General features: G+C 62.9%; 15 protein-coding genes and 1 other RNA gene. 6 read left to right on the top strand and 10 right to left on the bottom strand.

The features are described 5' to 3' along the window. The first annotated feature begins 25 nt into the window (after positions 1–25). An RNA gene (ffs, locus tag J3A98_RS15985) (signal recognition particle sRNA small type) lies at positions 26–122 on the top strand. A 28-nt stretch (positions 123–150) separates the two neighbouring features. Here ffs and J3A98_RS15980 read toward each other — a convergent pair. Further along, the gene (locus J3A98_RS15980; protein ID WP_176685170.1) at positions 151–570 is read right to left on the bottom strand and encodes a helix-turn-helix domain-containing protein; all 420 of its coding nucleotides are present in this window, start codon (positions 568–570) and stop codon (positions 151–153) included. An 83-nt stretch (positions 571–653) separates the two neighbouring features. On the opposite strand from J3A98_RS15980, the gene J3A98_RS15975 reads away from it, so the two are divergent. After that, complete coding sequence (locus J3A98_RS15975; RefSeq protein ID WP_209969876.1) at positions 654–1142, top strand: DUF2938 domain-containing protein; 489 nt, start codon at positions 654–656, stop codon at positions 1140–1142. A 358-nt stretch (positions 1143–1500) separates the two neighbouring features. After that, entirely contained in the window at positions 1501–1776 is a 276-nt protein-coding gene (locus J3A98_RS15970; RefSeq protein ID WP_049588194.1) for a hypothetical protein, read from the top strand. Between the two features lie 265 nt (positions 1777–2041). On the opposite strand, the gene J3A98_RS15965 is transcribed toward J3A98_RS15970, so the two are convergent. Further along, positions 2042–2848 carry an ABC transporter substrate-binding protein gene (locus tag J3A98_RS15965; protein WP_209967292.1) on the bottom strand — a complete coding sequence of 269 codons (807 nt, stop codon included), beginning with the start codon at positions 2846–2848 and terminating at the stop codon, positions 2042–2044. 121 nt (positions 2849–2969) lie between these two features. Here J3A98_RS15965 and dnaX point away from each other — a divergent pair, with 121 nt between their 5' ends. From dnaX to recR, 3 genes are all read left to right on the top strand, one after another. Beyond that, on the top strand, positions 2970–5051 hold the full coding sequence (gene dnaX / locus J3A98_RS15960) for a DNA polymerase III subunit gamma/tau (protein ID WP_209967290.1): 2082 nt from the start codon (positions 2970–2972) through the stop codon (positions 5049–5051). 63 nt (positions 5052–5114) lie between these two features. Next, positions 5115–5450, top strand: a complete 336-nt coding sequence (locus J3A98_RS15955; protein ID WP_003254305.1) for a YbaB/EbfC family nucleoid-associated protein — start codon at positions 5115–5117, stop codon at positions 5448–5450. Between the two features lie 303 nt (positions 5451–5753). Further along, entirely contained in the window at positions 5754–6356 is a 603-nt protein-coding gene (gene recR / locus J3A98_RS15950) for a recombination mediator RecR (RefSeq protein WP_003254304.1), read from the top strand. A 117-nt stretch (positions 6357–6473) separates the two neighbouring features. On the opposite strand, the gene J3A98_RS15945 is transcribed toward recR, so the two are convergent. The 8 genes from J3A98_RS15945 to ccoG all read right to left on the bottom strand — a co-directional run bounded on the left by J3A98_RS15945 (position 6474) and on the right by ccoG (position 14925). After that, complete coding sequence (locus J3A98_RS15945) at positions 6474–7022, bottom strand: adenine phosphoribosyltransferase (RefSeq protein ID WP_009683910.1); 549 nt, start codon at positions 7020–7022, stop codon at positions 6474–6476. 55 nt (positions 7023–7077) lie between these two features. Next, on the bottom strand, positions 7078–7812 hold the full coding sequence (gene fnrA / locus J3A98_RS15940; protein ID WP_003254301.1) for a Crp/Fnr family transcriptional regulator FnrA: 735 nt from the start codon (positions 7810–7812) through the stop codon (positions 7078–7080). 186 nt (positions 7813–7998) lie between these two features. Continuing rightward, positions 7999–9381 carry an oxygen-independent coproporphyrinogen III oxidase gene (hemN, locus tag J3A98_RS15935; protein WP_209967286.1) on the bottom strand — a complete coding sequence of 461 codons (1383 nt, stop codon included), beginning with the start codon at positions 9379–9381 and terminating at the stop codon, positions 7999–8001. A 104-nt stretch (positions 9382–9485) separates the two neighbouring features. Next, positions 9486–10166, bottom strand: a complete 681-nt coding sequence (locus J3A98_RS15930; protein WP_176685176.1) for a sulfite exporter TauE/SafE family protein — start codon at positions 10164–10166, stop codon at positions 9486–9488. Next, positions 10159–10374, bottom strand: coding sequence for a cbb3-type cytochrome oxidase assembly protein CcoS (gene ccoS, locus J3A98_RS15925; RefSeq protein ID WP_176685177.1), 216 nt, complete (start codon positions 10372–10374; stop codon positions 10159–10161). The genes J3A98_RS15930 and ccoS overlap by 8 nt, the downstream gene beginning before the upstream one ends. Next, positions 10353–12827, bottom strand: a complete 2475-nt coding sequence (locus J3A98_RS15920; protein ID WP_209967284.1) for a heavy metal translocating P-type ATPase — start codon at positions 12825–12827, stop codon at positions 10353–10355. Before J3A98_RS15920 ends, ccoS begins: the two co-directional genes overlap by 22 nt. A gap of 136 nt (positions 12828–12963) precedes the next feature. Further along, positions 12964–13494 (bottom strand): FixH family protein, encoded by a 531-nt coding sequence (locus J3A98_RS15915; protein WP_176685179.1) that lies wholly within the window; start codon positions 13492–13494, stop codon positions 12964–12966. Positions 13495–13509: 15 nt separating this feature from the next. Further along, entirely contained in the window at positions 13510–14925 is a 1416-nt protein-coding gene (ccoG, locus tag J3A98_RS15910) for a cytochrome c oxidase accessory protein CcoG (protein WP_209967281.1), read from the bottom strand. Between the last annotated feature and the right edge of the window lie 138 nt (positions 14926–15063).

Genomic DNA, 15063 nt, shown 5'->3' with positions numbered 1-15063 from the left:
TCAGCGAGGCATGTAGTGGTGGCCCCATCGGTCCCCCCGCATTGATTACCCGTTAACCTGGTCAGGCCCGGAAGGGAGCAGCCATAGCGGGAACATCGAGTGCCGGGGTGTGGCTGGTGGGGCCGCCTCCATTTTCGGGGTCGGAAAACCTCAATCTATAACGAACGCTTTCGTTCTTTCCTGCTTTTCGCCCAGTGCTCCCGCCGCCGACAGCTTCATCAGCCGCTGAAATTTCGGGCATGCCAGATGATCTTTCTCAGGGCATTGCGCTGCATGGCGCAACCCCTTGCTCATGGCCTGCAAGCGCCTGATCCGCGCGTCAAGCTCGTCTGCCTTGGTATTCAGCTTCTGCCGGTCGACCTGCAGGTCCACCAGCATCGCCCCCACTTCATCCAGCGAAAACCCTGCAGCCTGCCCCAGGGCGATCAGCGCCAGCCTGTCCGCCACATCGGCTGCAAACTGTCGTCGCTGGCCGCGCCCGGCCAGGGACTTGAGCAAGCCTTTCTTCTCGTAGTAGCGGAGTGTCGATGCAGGTACGCCTGTGCGTTTGGCGACGTCGGCAATGTCCATTTCGGGTCCTTGACTTGAAGTTGACTTCAACTTCTATGCTGCGCGGCATGGGTAATGACCGTCAACTTTCGAGGGCTTGTTCAATGACGTTTACTTCAATGTTTTTAGCTGCGTTGCCGATTGGCATCGGTGCCACTGTAGTGATGGACCTGTGGGGGCTGCTGCTGAGGCGGTTGGGTGTGGCAACGCTGAACTTTGCCATGGTCGGGCGTTGGGCGGGGCACCTGCTAGGTGGGCGTGTTTCGCACCAAGCGATTGCCAAAGCGGAACCGGTGCGAAATGAGTTGGCGTGGGGATGGGTGATTCACTACGCCACCGGCGTGCTTTTCGCGATGCTGCTGCTTGTGATCGTGGGGGAGGGCTGGTTGCGATCGCCTACTCTTTTATCTGCGGTAGTTGTGGGTGTGGGTACAGTCGTGGCGCCGCTGTGCTTCATGCAGCCGGCCATGGGGGCAGGGTTCTTTGCGTCCAGAACGCCGACACCTGCGCGGAACTGCCTGAAGAGCCTGGTCACGCATTTTGTGTTTGGTGTGGGGTTGTTCTTGAGTGCGTATTTACGGGCTTTGGTGTGAAGACAGGGATCCCGATTACAGTAAGCACATGATCAGAGTGCCCACTTTTAAGATAGGTCTGATAACAGTCTAGGAAAGCCCCTACGCGTCAGGCAGGCATAGCGAATTATCCTACGTGTTCCGTCGACTCCCGTCTGATTGTCCCGGTCAACCTCGCCCACTAGGCTTTCGCGGTCGCTGTCAGTTCAGCGATCGGGTGTGGAAGCCTGGGTGGTTTGGCGGCTGTCGATATGACAGTTGTGCGTGGGAGGCCTTCGGGCCTGCCGGGTTTGCCATACCCCTGGTCTTCCACCCCGCGTACAACTGTCACCCTAAGTGTGGAAGCGAAAGGGTGCTCTCAGCCCGGTATGGTGAACTCATGAAAAAACTGGTCCCCGATCCGCCCCACGTCTTCGATCTTCCCCAAGGCAAATCCCTTTCCCGCGCGATCAGCGAAGGCATCGTCCCGATGGAGTTCGCGTTGATGAATGTGTCCCACTACCTGATGTTCGCCTACAGCGATAGCCGGCGGGCGCTTGAGCGTATTCAGGACGAAGAAACCAGGCAGTTGTTGGAGCATGGGTTGCGGGCCATGCAGATTGCCTGGGGGCAGGCGGATGCTGTCAGCGTGGCGTTTGAACGTAAAGGCCGGTGACGTTGAGTTTGTGATAGAGATTGTGAGTGTGCCGCACAACGCTGTGGGAGCGGGCGTGCCCGCGAAGAATATAGCGCGGTGGATGGCACGGGCTTCGCCCGTGTTCGCGGGCAAGCCCGCTCCCACAGGGATGGACTGCCCCCAAGAAGTTGGACACCAATCCAACCCTTGGGAGCAGTCCAGGGATCGCGCCAGCTTTTAGAAATTGAGCAAGACAGTTGCTCCCACAGTGTTTGCGCAAGCGTTCGCGAAATGAGCAGGGCCGTTAGTTGCGCTGGCTGTGTGCCGGCATTTTGCTGGATATTTCGGGCCGGGCCACAGACATACTGTCCGGGTCGCCCCTCCCTTCATACCGCTGCAAAATCCGCTCGATCTCCCCCGACTGCTTCATTCTTACCAACGCCCGCAACAGCCCTTGTGTCGGTATCGCCGGATCGTTGCGCACCATGCACCCCAAATCCTGTTCGTCCAGCACCGCCAGTGTTTGCAGCTGCTGCTCCGCTGGCAATCCCTGGTTGAACCACTGCAACGACAACTGGTTGCTCACCGCATGGCGGTACCGGCCGGCCTGCAGCTTTTGCAGCACCAGCAACTGGCTGCGGCTGTCCTCACGGTGCAGCTGGCCGTTGTCCAGCAGTGGTTGCAGGGTTGAATAGGTGTAGCCCAGCACCGTGCCGATCGCCTGGGGTGGCAGTCGCTCCGGGGGTGTCGGGGTGCTGTCGCCAGCGCGGCCAACCAGCACGTCGCGCTGATGAATCAGCGGGATACTCCACACAAAATCCCTTGGACGGTCGTTGAGCCATTGGGTACTCACGTAGCAACGGACATCTATGTCGCCGCTGCTCATCGCCTCCTCCAGACGCAGGCGGGCCATGACGTGAAACTCGGGGCGAACGCCCACCTCCCTGGCAACGGCTTGCATCAGGTCGTGAAGCAATCCCTCCACTGGCTGATCGTCTTCGATGCGCACCAGCGGCATGCTCCAGCTCTCGGCTACGGAAAAGCGTAGCACCGGCTGGTCAGCCAGGCTGTGGGTAGACCACAGCAGTAACAGGGCCAGCAGACTTCGCAAAGGCAATCCTCCCTGGACAATGCGTCATTCCAAGCTTAGACGACTCGCGCAGGGTGCAATTTTGCCCCCGCTCCGCTAGCATTAGCGATCTTCCGCTCGATCAGGCTACGATGGTTTTTCGATGAGTTATCAGGTTCTTGCACGAAAATGGCGTCCGCGCTCGTTCCGCGAAATGGTCGGCCAGACCCATGTGCTCAAGGCCTTGATCAATGCCTTGGACAACCAGCGCCTGCACCATGCCTACCTGTTCACCGGTACCCGCGGCGTGGGCAAGACGACCATCGCCCGTATCATCGCCAAGTGCCTGAACTGCGAAACCGGCATCACCTCCACGCCCTGTGGCACCTGTTCGGTGTGCCGTGAAATCGACGAAGGCCGCTTCGTCGACCTGATCGAGATCGACGCCGCCAGCCGCACCAAGGTCGAGGACACCCGCGAACTGCTCGATAACGTGCAGTACGCCCCCAGCCGTGGGCGCTTCAAGGTCTACCTGATCGACGAAGTGCACATGCTCTCGACCCACTCGTTCAACGCCTTGCTCAAGACGCTGGAAGAGCCGCCGCCCTACGTCAAGTTCATCCTCGCCACCACCGACCCGCAGAAGCTGCCGGCCACCATCCTGTCGCGCTGCCTGCAGTTCTCGTTGAAGAACATGAGCCCGGAGCGGGTGGTGGAGCACCTCAGCCATGTACTGGCCGCCGAGAACGTGCCGTTCGAGGAAGATGCCCTGTGGCTGCTGGGTCGTGCGGCCGATGGCTCCATGCGTGATGCCATGAGCCTGACCGATCAGGCCATTGCTTTTGGTGAAGGCAAGGTGCTGGCCGCCGATGTGCGTGCCATGTTGGGTAGCCTCGACCATGGCCAGGTGTATGGTGTCTTGCAGGCACTGCTCGAAGGCGATGCCAGGGCTTTGCTGGAGGCCGTGCGTAACCTGGCCGAGCAAGGGCCGGACTGGTCGGGTGTTCTGGCCGAAATGCTCAATGTGCTGCACCGTGTAGCCATTGCCCAGGCGCTGCCCGACGCGGTAGACAACGGCCAGGGTGATCGCGAGCGGGTGTTGGCACTGGCTTCGGCGCTGCCGGCCGAGGATGTGCAGTTCTATTATCAGATGGGCCTGATTGGCCGCCGTGACCTGCCCCTTGCGCCGGACCCGCGCGGCGGCTTCGAGATGGTGCTGCTGCGCATGCTGGCGTTCCGCCCGGCCGACACGGACGACGCGCCGAAGCCGGTGCTAAAGCCAGTGGGGATCAGCCAGGCCACAGCTGATCCTGCAGCGCAGGTGGCAGCCCCGGCGTCGGTCGCGCTTTCATCGCCTGTCGCCGCCGTGCCGGCGGAACCGGTAGCGCAAGTGCCGCAACTGGAGGTGCCTGCCCCCGCGACGGTTGACCATGAGCCGGAGGCCGAGCCAGACGTTGAGCTGAAGGCCGAAGCCGAGGCCATCTCCGTACCTGAGCCTGTCGCCGAAGTGGTCGACCTGCCGTGGGAAGAACCTGCAGTTGCACCTGCGCCTTTAGCGGCTGAACCTGCGCCTGCCCCGGCTCCTGCGCCCGAGCCCGAGCCTGTTGCCCCGGTGGCGCCCGCACAGGCTACCCCAGCGCACGACGAGCCGCCCTTCGACCCGTCCGCCTACGCTGCCGTGGGGATGGACCGCGACGATGAGCCACCGCTGGACGAAGACTATTACGGCGGCGAAAGCGATCCGGCAGGTTTCAGCTACCTGGACGAGTTGGCCGAACATGTTCAGGAAGACGTCTCCAAACCGGCTGCCGAACCGTTGCCGGCAGCCAAACCGGCTACCGGCCTGGCCCTGCAATGGCTGGAATTATTCCCACAGTTGCCTGTGTCCGGGATGACAGGCAACATCGCGGCAAACTGTACGCTGATTGCCGCCGAGGGCGACGACTGGCTGCTGCATCTGGATCCAGGCCAGGGGGCGCTGTTCAACGCAACCCAGCAGCGGCGCCTGAACGAAGCGCTCAACCAGCACCTGGGGCGTACGCTGAACCTGCGCATCGAGCTGATCCTGCCCGAGCAGGAAACCCCGGCTCAGGCCGCGGCACGCAAGCGCGCCGAGCGCCAGCAGGATGCAGTCGCTTCGATCGAGCAGGATCCGTTGATCCAGCAGATGATCAAGTTGTTCGGCGCCAAGGTGCGGCAGGATACTATTGAGCCTGTAGAAGCCCTGGCCAGTCAGGGCCAGTAACGGATAACCATGCGGCCGGCCCGGTGCCGGGCCGCATCACATGACCCAATCGAGGTATACCCCATGATGAAAGGTGGCATGGCCGGCCTGATGAAGCAGGCCCAGCAGATGCAGGAAAAAATGCAGAAGATGCAGGAAGAACTGGCCAACGCCGAAGTCACTGGCCAGTCCGGTGGCGGCCTGGTGAGCGTGGTGATGACCGGTCGTCACGACGTCAAGCGCGTCAGCATCGACCAGAGCCTGATGTCGACTGATGAAGACGACAAGGAAGTGCTGGAAGACCTTATTGCCGCTGCGCTGAACGACGCAGTGCGCAAGGTTGAGCAAAGCAGCCAGGAAAAGATGGGCGGCATGACCGCCGGCATGCAGCTGCCGCCGGGCTTCAAGATGCCGTTCTAAGGCATTGAGGTACTCAAAAACGCCGCTGATATCAGCGGCGTTTTTTTGCGTAGATTTCACCCAACTGCGGTCTGCTTTTTTATGTCGGGTGCAACTGTTGTGCTCGAACTTTGAAATTTTGCACGATCACTGTGGGAGCGGGCATGCCCGCTCCCACAGTGATCACACTGGCTTTCCAGTTTTGTGCAAGGCAGTTGCTTCTATCATAAAACTGCAGGCCGCGTAGACTTGGGGTGACCTGATTTGACGCCACCGCCCCCGCTGGGTATAAACCGCCTCTTATTGAATTGTCAGGCCTTTCCCATGAGCTTCAGCCCCCTCATCCGCCAACTGATCGATGGCCTGCGCATCTTGCCAGGCGTTGGCCAGAAAACCGCCCAGCGCATGGCCCTGCAACTGCTCGAGCGCGACCGCAGTGGCGGGCTGCGCCTGGCTCAGGCCTTGACCCAGGCCATGGAAGGGGTAGGGCATTGCCGCCAGTGTCGCACCCTCACCGAGCAGGAGCTGTGCCCGCAGTGTGCCGACCCGCGCCGTGACGACACACAGCTGTGCGTGGTCGAGGGGCCGACCGATGTGTATGCGGTGGAGCAGACTGGCTACCGTGGCCGTTACTTCGTGCTCAAGGGGCACCTGTCGCCGCTGGATGGCCTGGGGCCTGAGGCGATCGGTATTCCGCAGCTGATGGCGCGGATCGAAGAGCAGGGCACTTTTACCGAGGTGATCCTGGCGACCAACCCGACGGTGGAGGGGGAGGCGACGGCGCATTACATTGCCCAGTTGCTGAGCGAGAAGGGCTTGGTGGCGTCTCGCATTGCCCATGGTGTGCCGCTGGGCGGTGAGCTGGAGATGGTGGACGGCGGTACCTTGGCCCATGCCTTTGCAGGGCGCCGGCCCATTTCGCTCTGATTCATTGGGGCCGCTTGGCGGCCCATTCGTGGGTAAACCCGCGCCTACAAAAATGCGCGGCCTTTGTAGGAGCGGGTTTACCCGCGAATGGGCTGCAAAGCAGCCCCAAAAGCCCACTCAGTACTCGCTGAGGGAAAACTCGGTCAGGCAGAAGGTAGGTACCCCGGCCGCCTGCAGTCGACGCGAGCCGTCCAGTTCCGGCAGGTCGATGATCGCCGCCGCCTCGAACACCTGCGCCCCGGTACGACGCACCAGGTTGGCCGCCGCCAGCAGCGTACCGCCAGTAGCAATCAGGTCATCGAAGATCAGCACCGAGTCGCCTTCACACAGGCTGTCGGCATGCACTTCCAGGAAGGCCTCGCCGTACTCGGTCTGGTAACCCTCGCTCAACACGTCAGCCGGCAGCTTGCCCTGCTTGCGGAACAGGATCAGCGGCTTGTTCAACTGGTGGGCGATGATCGAGCCGATCAGGAAACCCCGCGCGTCCATGGCGCCGATGTGGCTGAATTCCGCCTCGACATAGCGCTCGATGAACTGGTCGGCCACATAGCGCAGCCCGCGTGGCGACTGGAATAACGGGGTAATGTCGCGGAAGATCACACCCGGTTTGGGGAAGTCCACTACCGGGCGGATCAGGGCTTTGAGGTCGAAGGCGTCGCTGTGCATTGTTGCGGGTATCCTGGGAAAACGAATGCCCAAGTATACCCGCTAAAGACTGGCCTCAGGCCTCGATTGCACCACCGGCCAGCGCGCACAGCTGGATCGGGTCGAGGATGTGCACTTCCTTGCCCTCGGCGCGCAGCAGGCCATTCTGCTGGAAGCGGGTGAACACCCGCGACACGGTTTCTACCGCCAGGCCAAGGTAGTTGCCGATTTCGTTGCGCGACATGCTCAGGCGGAACTGATTGGCCGAATAGCCGCGAGCGCGGAAGCGCGCCGACAGGTTGACCAGGAAGGTGGCAATGCGCTCGTCGGCGGTCTTTTTCGAGAGCAGCAGCATCATTTGCTGGTCGTCGCGGATTTCGCGGCTCATTACCCGCATCAGCTGGCGGCGTAGCTGTGGCAGTTGCACCGACAGCTCGTCCAGCCGCTCGAAGGGGATTTCACACACCGAAGTGGTTTCCTGAGCCTGGGCCGATACCGGGTAGGCCTCGGTATCCATGCCCGACAGGCCGACCAGCTCGCTGGGCAGGTGAAAGCCCGTGATCTGCTCTTCGCCGCTGTCGCTGAGGCTGAAGGTTTTCAGGGCCCCGGACCGTACTGCGTAGACCGAGCCAAAACTGTCACCCTGGCGGAACAGAAACTCGCCTTTCTTGAGCGGCCGCCCGCGTTTGACGATTTCATCCAGTGCGTCCATGTCTTCCAGGTTCAGCGAAAGAGGCAGGCACAGGGGGGCCAGGCTGCAATCCTTGCAATGGGCCTGGTTGTGTGGGCGCAGTTTGACTGGCTCGGACATTTGAATCGATCCTTGTGGGAAAGCACACATAAGTCGTAAGGGTAACTCACGACACAGGGTGTAGGCCAGTGTGCGCGATGATGGTGCGCGCTGGCGAAACCCCGGCAGGTGGCCTGCCGGGAGTCCATGTGTGCTCATAGTGTGCCTGACAAGGAAGCTTGTCCATGCGGTTGAACGCCTTGTTTTTCAGATCACTCGCGAGAAGCGCTGGCGGTTGTGCATCGTCAGGTAGGCGTCGAACACCATGCATACCGAGCGCGCCAGCAGCCGGCCGGCGGGCAGGATGCGAATGCCCTTGTCGTCCAGGCTGATCAGGCCGTCGCGCTGCAAGGTCAGCAGCTCGGGCCAGAGGTCGTTGAAGTAACCGCGAAAATCCAGGGTGAAAGCCTGTTCGATGGGTTCGAAATCCAGCTCGAAATGGCAGATCAGTTGCTGGATCACCGCCCGGCGTATGCGATCGTCGTGGTTGCACAGGAAGCCGCGCTGGGTGGCCAGTTGGGCGTTGGACAGGCTGTCCTGGTAGGTGCTGAGGTCACTGCTGTTCTGGCAGTACAGGTCGCCGATCTGGCTGATCGCCGACACTCCCAGGCCAATCAGGTCGCAATGCCCGTGGGTGGTGTAGCCCTGGAAGTTGCGCTGCAAGGTGCCTTCTTCCTGGGCAATGGCCAGTTCGTCGTCGGGCAGGGCGAAATGGTCCATGCCGATGTAGCGGTAACCGGCGGCGGTCAGTTGGTCGATGGTGGCGTGCAGCATCTCCAGCTTGGCGGCGGCGCTGGGCAGGTCGTTGCTGTCGATGCGGCGTTGCGGCATGAAGCGCTCTGGAAGATGGGCATAGTTGAACACCGACAGGCGGTCGGGCTGCAGGCGGATCACCTCTTCGACGGTACGGGCAAAGCCTTCCGGGGTTTGCTTGGGCAGGCCGTAGATCAGGTCGAGGTTGACCGAGCGAAACTGTAGCGTGCGGGCAGCCTCGATCAGGGTGCGGGTCTGCTCCAGGCTCTGCAGGCGGTTGATCGCGCGCTGCACGGCCGGGTCGAGGTCCTGCACGCCCAGGCTGACGCGGTTGAAGCCCAGTTCGCGAAGCAGGCCCATGGTCGACCAGTCGGCTTCGCGGGGGTCGATCTCGATGCCGTAGTCGCCGGAATCGTCGTCCAGCAGGTGGAAGTGCTGGCGCAGGGTGGCCATCAGCTGGCGCAGTTCCACATGGCTGAGGAAGGTTGGTGTGCCGCCGCCAAAATGCAGCTGTTCCACACGTTGTTTAGGGTCCAGGTGGCAGGCGATCAACTGGATTTCCTGCTCCAGGCGCTGCAGGTAGGGCGCGGCGCGCGCGCGGTCCTTGGTGATGACCTTGTTGCAGGCGCAGTAGTAGCAGATGTTGGCGCAGAACGGCACATGCACGTACAGCGACAGCGGGCGCACGGCCCGTCGGCTCTCGCGCAGGGCGTTGAGCAGGTCGAACGAACCCACCTCGCTGTGCAGTTGCACGGCGGTTGGGTAAGAGGTGTAGCGTGGCCCGGCGAGATCGTAGCGGCGGATCAGGTCGGTATCCCAACGTAGTTCGTCGAGCATGAGGGTAGTCCCCGGAAAGAGCAGCAGTGCACCGGAGTCTATGGCCGTCTGTAGGAAACTGTGTTGATTTGTATCAAGGGCATTGGGTCCGCAGAGCGGCCCCGTCAATGCCCCATCAGCCAGTGCTGGTGTGGGCCCGGCAGGGTCCAGACACCGAACAGCATCACCAGCACACCGCCCGCCACACGCACGCTGCGTCGTCGCAACAGGGCGTTTACCCGTTCGGCAGCCAGCCCGGTTGCCAGCAACACTGGCCAGGTGCCCACCCCGAACGCCAGCATCAACGCTGCGCTGTAGCCGGCATTGCCCTGGCTGGCCGCCCACAGCAGGGTGCTGTACACCAGCCCGCACGGCAACCAGCCCCATAGGGCGCCCAGCAGCAATGCCCGGGGCAGGCTGGACACCGGCAGCAAGCGCGACGTCAGCGGCTGGATATGCCGCCACAACCCGCGGCCAAGCGCCTCGATACGGGTCAGCCCGCTCCACCAGCCGGCCAGGTACAGGCCCATGGCAATCAGCAGCAGCGCCGCAGCCACCCGCAGCGCCAGCGCTGCCGGGCTGCTGGCCACGGCCCAGCCTGCCAGGCCCAGCAGCAGGCCGGCGCAGGCATAACTGAGAACGCGCCCGAGGTTGTAGGCCAGCAGCAGGCGCAGGCGCCTGCCACGTTGTTCGGGCGGTATTGCCAGGGTCAGGGCCCCCATCAGGCCGCCACACATGCCCAGGCAGTGGCCGCCACCCAGCAGGCCAAGGACCAGCGCCGAGCCAAGGGGAAGCAGGTCAGGCACGTGGAGGTGGTTCCTTGTCGGTGTCGGTTGGGGCGTCGTCGGGCTTCACGGCAGCCTGGTGGCGCGGGTCCTGATCGTCGAACAGGATGCTGTGGGCGGGGCCTTCAAGGTCGTCGTACTGGCCGCTGTCTACCGCCCAGAAGAAGATGTACACGGCCACGCCGACCAGCAGCAGGGCTGCCGGAATCATGACATAGAGGGCGGGCATGGCGACTTCCTCCCGGATAAAGGGGCTTCGTGGGGCAGCGGGCCCAAGGCCACTGGCATACGGGTCAGGCGCAGGGCATTGAGCACCACGATCAGCGAGCTGACCGACATGCCGATGGCGGCCCACACCGGCGTGATCCAGCCGAGCGCGGCAAACGGCAACATCAGGCCATTATACAGGGTCGCCCACAGCAGGTTCTCGAGGATGTTGCGCCGCGTTCGACGGGCCAGGTCGAAGGCCTGCACCAGCGCTTGCAGGCGGTTGGACAGCAGTACGGCATCGGCGCTGGTCTTGGCAAGGTCGGTGGCGCTACCCATGGCGATGCTGATGTCGGCGGCGGCCAGCACCGGCACATCGTTGACACCGTCGCCAAGCATCAGCACCTTGCGCCCCTGCGCCTGCAGGGCTTTCAGCCGGTCAAGTTTGTCGTCTGGCCGCAGGCCGCCAATGGCCTGGTCGATGCCCAGTTGTGCGGCCACTTCGGCAACCATCGGCGAGCTGTCGCCCGACAGCAGCAGCGTGCGCCAGCCACGTGCCTTGCAGGCAGCGAGCAGGGCAGGGGCATCGTCGCGCAGACGGTCGTCCAGGCCAAACCAGGCCAATGGCCCCTGGCGGTCGCCCAGCAGCAGCCATTGGCCGCGAGGCTCCGGCACGGCGGGGGGCTGCGCGCCGCTCAAGGCGCAGACGAAGGTGGCCTGACCAATGCGCAGGCGCTGCCCGTCCACCAGCCCTTCCAGGCCCAGGCCAGGTACGGTCTGCACATCATCGGCAGGCGTGGCGGTACGGCCGAAGGCGCGGGCGATGGGGTGTTCGGAGCGGTTTTCCAACGCGGCGGCAAGGGCCAGGCAGCGGTCGGCTGCCTGGTTGCCGAGCGGGCGAATGCTGCGCAAGGTCAGGCGGCCTTCGGTCAGTGTGCCGGTCTTGTCGAAGATTACCGTGTCGATCTGATTCAGGCCTTCCAGCACATGACCGCGGGTCACCAACAGGCCGAGCTTGTGCAAGGTGCCGGTGGCGGCCGTAAGCGCAGTTGGCGTGGCCAGCGACAGCGCACAGGGGCAGGTCGCCACCAGCATCGCCAGCACGATCCAGAACGCCCGCGTCGGGTCCAGGTGCCACCACCACAGGCCGATGGCAACGGCGGCCAGCAGCGAAAACAGCAGGAACCACTGCGAGGCACGGTCGGCAATTTCCGCCAGGCGCGGTTTTTCGGTCTGTGCACGCTCCAGCAGGCGGACGATGGCCGACAACCGTGAATCGTGACCGAGGGCTTCGACTTCCACGTTCAGGGTGCTTTCGACATTCAACGTGCCGCCGGTGACCCGCTCGCCCACCTGGCGGGGTTGTGGCAGGTATTCGCCGGTCAGCAGTGATTCGTCGACGCTGGAGCGGCCTTCTACGATACGCCCGTCGGCCGGGATTACCGCGCCTGGCAGCACTTGCACGGTGTCACCGCAGCGCAGTTCGCCAAGGAGGATGCGCTCGCTGCGGCCGATGGCGTCCAGGCGCAGGCACGAGGCCGGCAGCAGGTTGACCAGCTGGGCAGTGGCCGCAGCCGTGCGTTCTCGGGCTCGGCGTTCCAGGTAGCGGCCGGTGAGCAGAAACAGGGCGAACATGCCCACCGTGTCGAAATACAGCTCGCCGCTGCCGGTGATGGCCGTCCAGATGCCGGCGCCGAAGGCCAGGCCAATGGCCAGCGACACTGAAACGTCCATGGTCAGGTGGCGGGTGCGCAGGTCGCGTGCCGCGCCTTTGAAGAACGGCGCGCAGCTGTAGAACACGATGGGGATGGTGAGGAACAGTGCCACCCAGCGCAGAATGGTGTGCAGTTCGGGCGACAGGTCGATGTTGAACTCCGGCCAGGTGGCCATGGTTGCCATCATCGCCTGGAACCACAGCAGCCCGGCCACGCCCAGGCGGCGCAAGGCGCTACGGTTCTCCCGGGCCAGCTGTTCGGTAGCCTGGTCGGGCTGATAGGGATGGGCGGCGTAGCCGATCTGTCGTAGCTCGGTGAGCAGGCGCGACAGCGGTAGCTGGTTGTCGTCCCAGTTCAGCAGCAGGCGGTGATTGGACAGATTCAGGCGCGCTTCGGCGACACCGGGCAGGTTGCGCAAGTGCTTTTCGATCAGCCAGCCGCAGGCGGCACAACTGATGCCTTCGACCAGCAGGGTGGTTTCGGCCAGCTCGCCCTGGTGGCGGACGAAGGTTTGTTGCACGTCGCTGCGGTCGTAGAGGGCCAGTTCGTCCTGCAGTTGCTTGGGCAGGGCTTCGGGGTTGGCGCTGTTGTCGCTACGGTGCTGGTAGTAATGTTCCAGGCCTCCAGCGACGATCGACTCGGCCACCGCCTGACAGCCTGGGCAGCAGAACTGCCGGGGCTGGCCGAGGACCACGGCGGTGAAGCGGCTACCGGTGGGGACGGGCAGGGCGCAGTGGTAGCAGGGGGTGGGTTGGGTCATAGGGCAGACACTGCTCAGGCAGATAGGAAACCCTGTGGGAGCGGGCGCGCCCGCGAATGCGTCAGACCTGGAAATACCTTTGCCTGAGCTATCGCATTCGCGGGCGTGCCCGCTCCCACAGGGATTTGCGGTGTTGCTACTGTTGGTGTTCGGCGCCTTGCAGTGCTTCATCACCCAGCTGCAAGGTCACACCATGCGCCACTTTTTCCTCTTCGAACAAGCGCCACACCTGGCCCCCTTCGCTACCCAGCAGTTCGACAAAGCGGCGCCCGTCGACCTTGTCTTCCAACTGCCCCACATAGCGCCCTGCTTCGACCCGGCTCAGTAGCACCTTGCGGTCCTTCTCTGGCTGGGTTGGCGAAATCAGGTTCAGCTCCAGGCTTTGCGGGTCGCTGTTACCGGTCAGGCGCAGGTCTGCTTCGCCGGTCAGTTCGTCCAGATGCACGCTGGCTTTCAGGCCCAGCTGCTGCGCCAGCAGCTCGCGGTCCAGCGAGCGGTTGATGCCCTTGCCGGCCTCGTAGTAGTTGTCGTTCACCAGGTTGTCCGGGTTGTGCACAGCGATGCTGACCATGGTCAGGCTCAGGCACACCGAGGTGGTAAGGATGCCGATGATGATCCAGGGCCAGAGGTGTTTGTACCAGGGGCTGGCGGCGGTGGCGGCAGGCATTGTGCGTTATCTCTCTTAGCGGATCTGTGGGCCGATGAAACGGCTCTTGGCTTCAACCTGGGCGTCACTGTCGTCGGCGCTCTTGAGGATGAAGGTGATTTCGTTGGTGGTTGATGGCAGTTTCTCGGGGGCGACCGACAGCTGCACGGGAAGGCTGACGATATCACCGGCTGCCACGCGGATTTCGCGTTGGCCTTCGAGCTTGAGGTCCGGCAGGCCGGCGGCGTCCAGCACGTAGACGTGATCGCGCTGGTCCTTGTTCATCACCTTCAGGCTATACACGTTCTCGATCCGCCCCTGGGCGTTTTCGCGGTACAGCACGCGGTCTTTGCTGACGTCGAAGCCGACCAGCGAACGGGTAGCGAAGGCCGTCGCCAGCCCGACCATCATCACCAGCAGTACCACGGCATAGCCGATCAGGCGCGGGCGCAGCATGTGGGTCTTCTGCCCGGACAGGTTGTGTTCGGTGGTGTAGCTGATCAGCCCTTTGGGGTAGTTCATCTTGTCCATGATGCTGTCGCAGGCATCAATACAGGCGGCGCAGCCGATGCACTCGATCTGCAGGCCGTCACGGATATCGATGCCGGTAGGGCAGACCTGCACGCACATGGTGCAGTCGATGCAGTCACCCAAGCCTTGGGCCTTGTAGTCAGCGTCTTTTTTTCGCGGCCCGCGGGTTTCGCCGCGGCGTGGGTCGTAGGACACGATCAGCGTGTCCTTGTCGAACATCACGCTCTGGAAGCGTGCATAGGGGCACATGTACACGCACACCTGTTCGCGCAGCCAGCCGGCGTTGCCGTAAGTGGCGAGGGTGAAGAAACCGACCCAGAAGTAGGCCCAGCCATCGGCCTGGCCCGTGAAGAATTCGATTGCCAGTTCACGGATCGGCGAGAAGTAGCCGACAAAGGTCATGCCGGTGACAAAGCCGATCAGCAGCCACAGGCTGTGCTTGGCGAATTTGCGCAGGAACTTGTTGCCGCTCATGGGGGCTTTGTCGAGCTTCATGCGCTGGTTGCGGTCACCCTCGGTGACCTTTTCGCACCACATGAAAATCCAGGTCCACACGCTTTGCGGGCAGGTGTAGCCGCACCACACCCGGCCGGCGAACACCGTGATGAAGAACAGGCCGAAGGCGGCGACGATGAGAATGCCCGAGAGCAGGATGAAGTCTTGCGGCCAGATGGTGGCGCCGAAGATGTAGAACTTGCGCTCGGGCAGGTTCCACCACACGGCCTGGTGACCGCCCCAGTTCAGCCACACGGTGCCGAAGTACAGCAGGAACAGTGCGGCACCACCGACCATGCGCAGGCGACGGAACAGGCCGGTGAAGGCGCGAGTGTAGATTTTTTCGCGGGAGGCATAGAGGTCGACGGAATCCTTCCCTTTGTTGGCGGGCGGGGTTACATCATGTACCGGAATTTGCTTGCTCATCATCAAGTCCCACGGCAGTGGAGAAACGCCGCGGCCAGTGCGTGCGGGCCGCAGTCTCGCGCAATCTGCTAGCGCTCTGCGGACCATGATACGCCGCTGATGGCAGTATGGGTTCGCACTGCGACCTTTAGTCGCGTT

This window comes from Pseudomonas sp. BP6 (genome assembly GCF_017875935.1).
Taxonomy (GTDB): Bacteria; Pseudomonadota; Gammaproteobacteria; order Pseudomonadales; family Pseudomonadaceae; genus Aquipseudomonas; species Aquipseudomonas putida_Y.
Note: the sequence above shows the minus strand (reverse complement) of the source record. Positions and strands in the feature narration are given on the sequence as shown.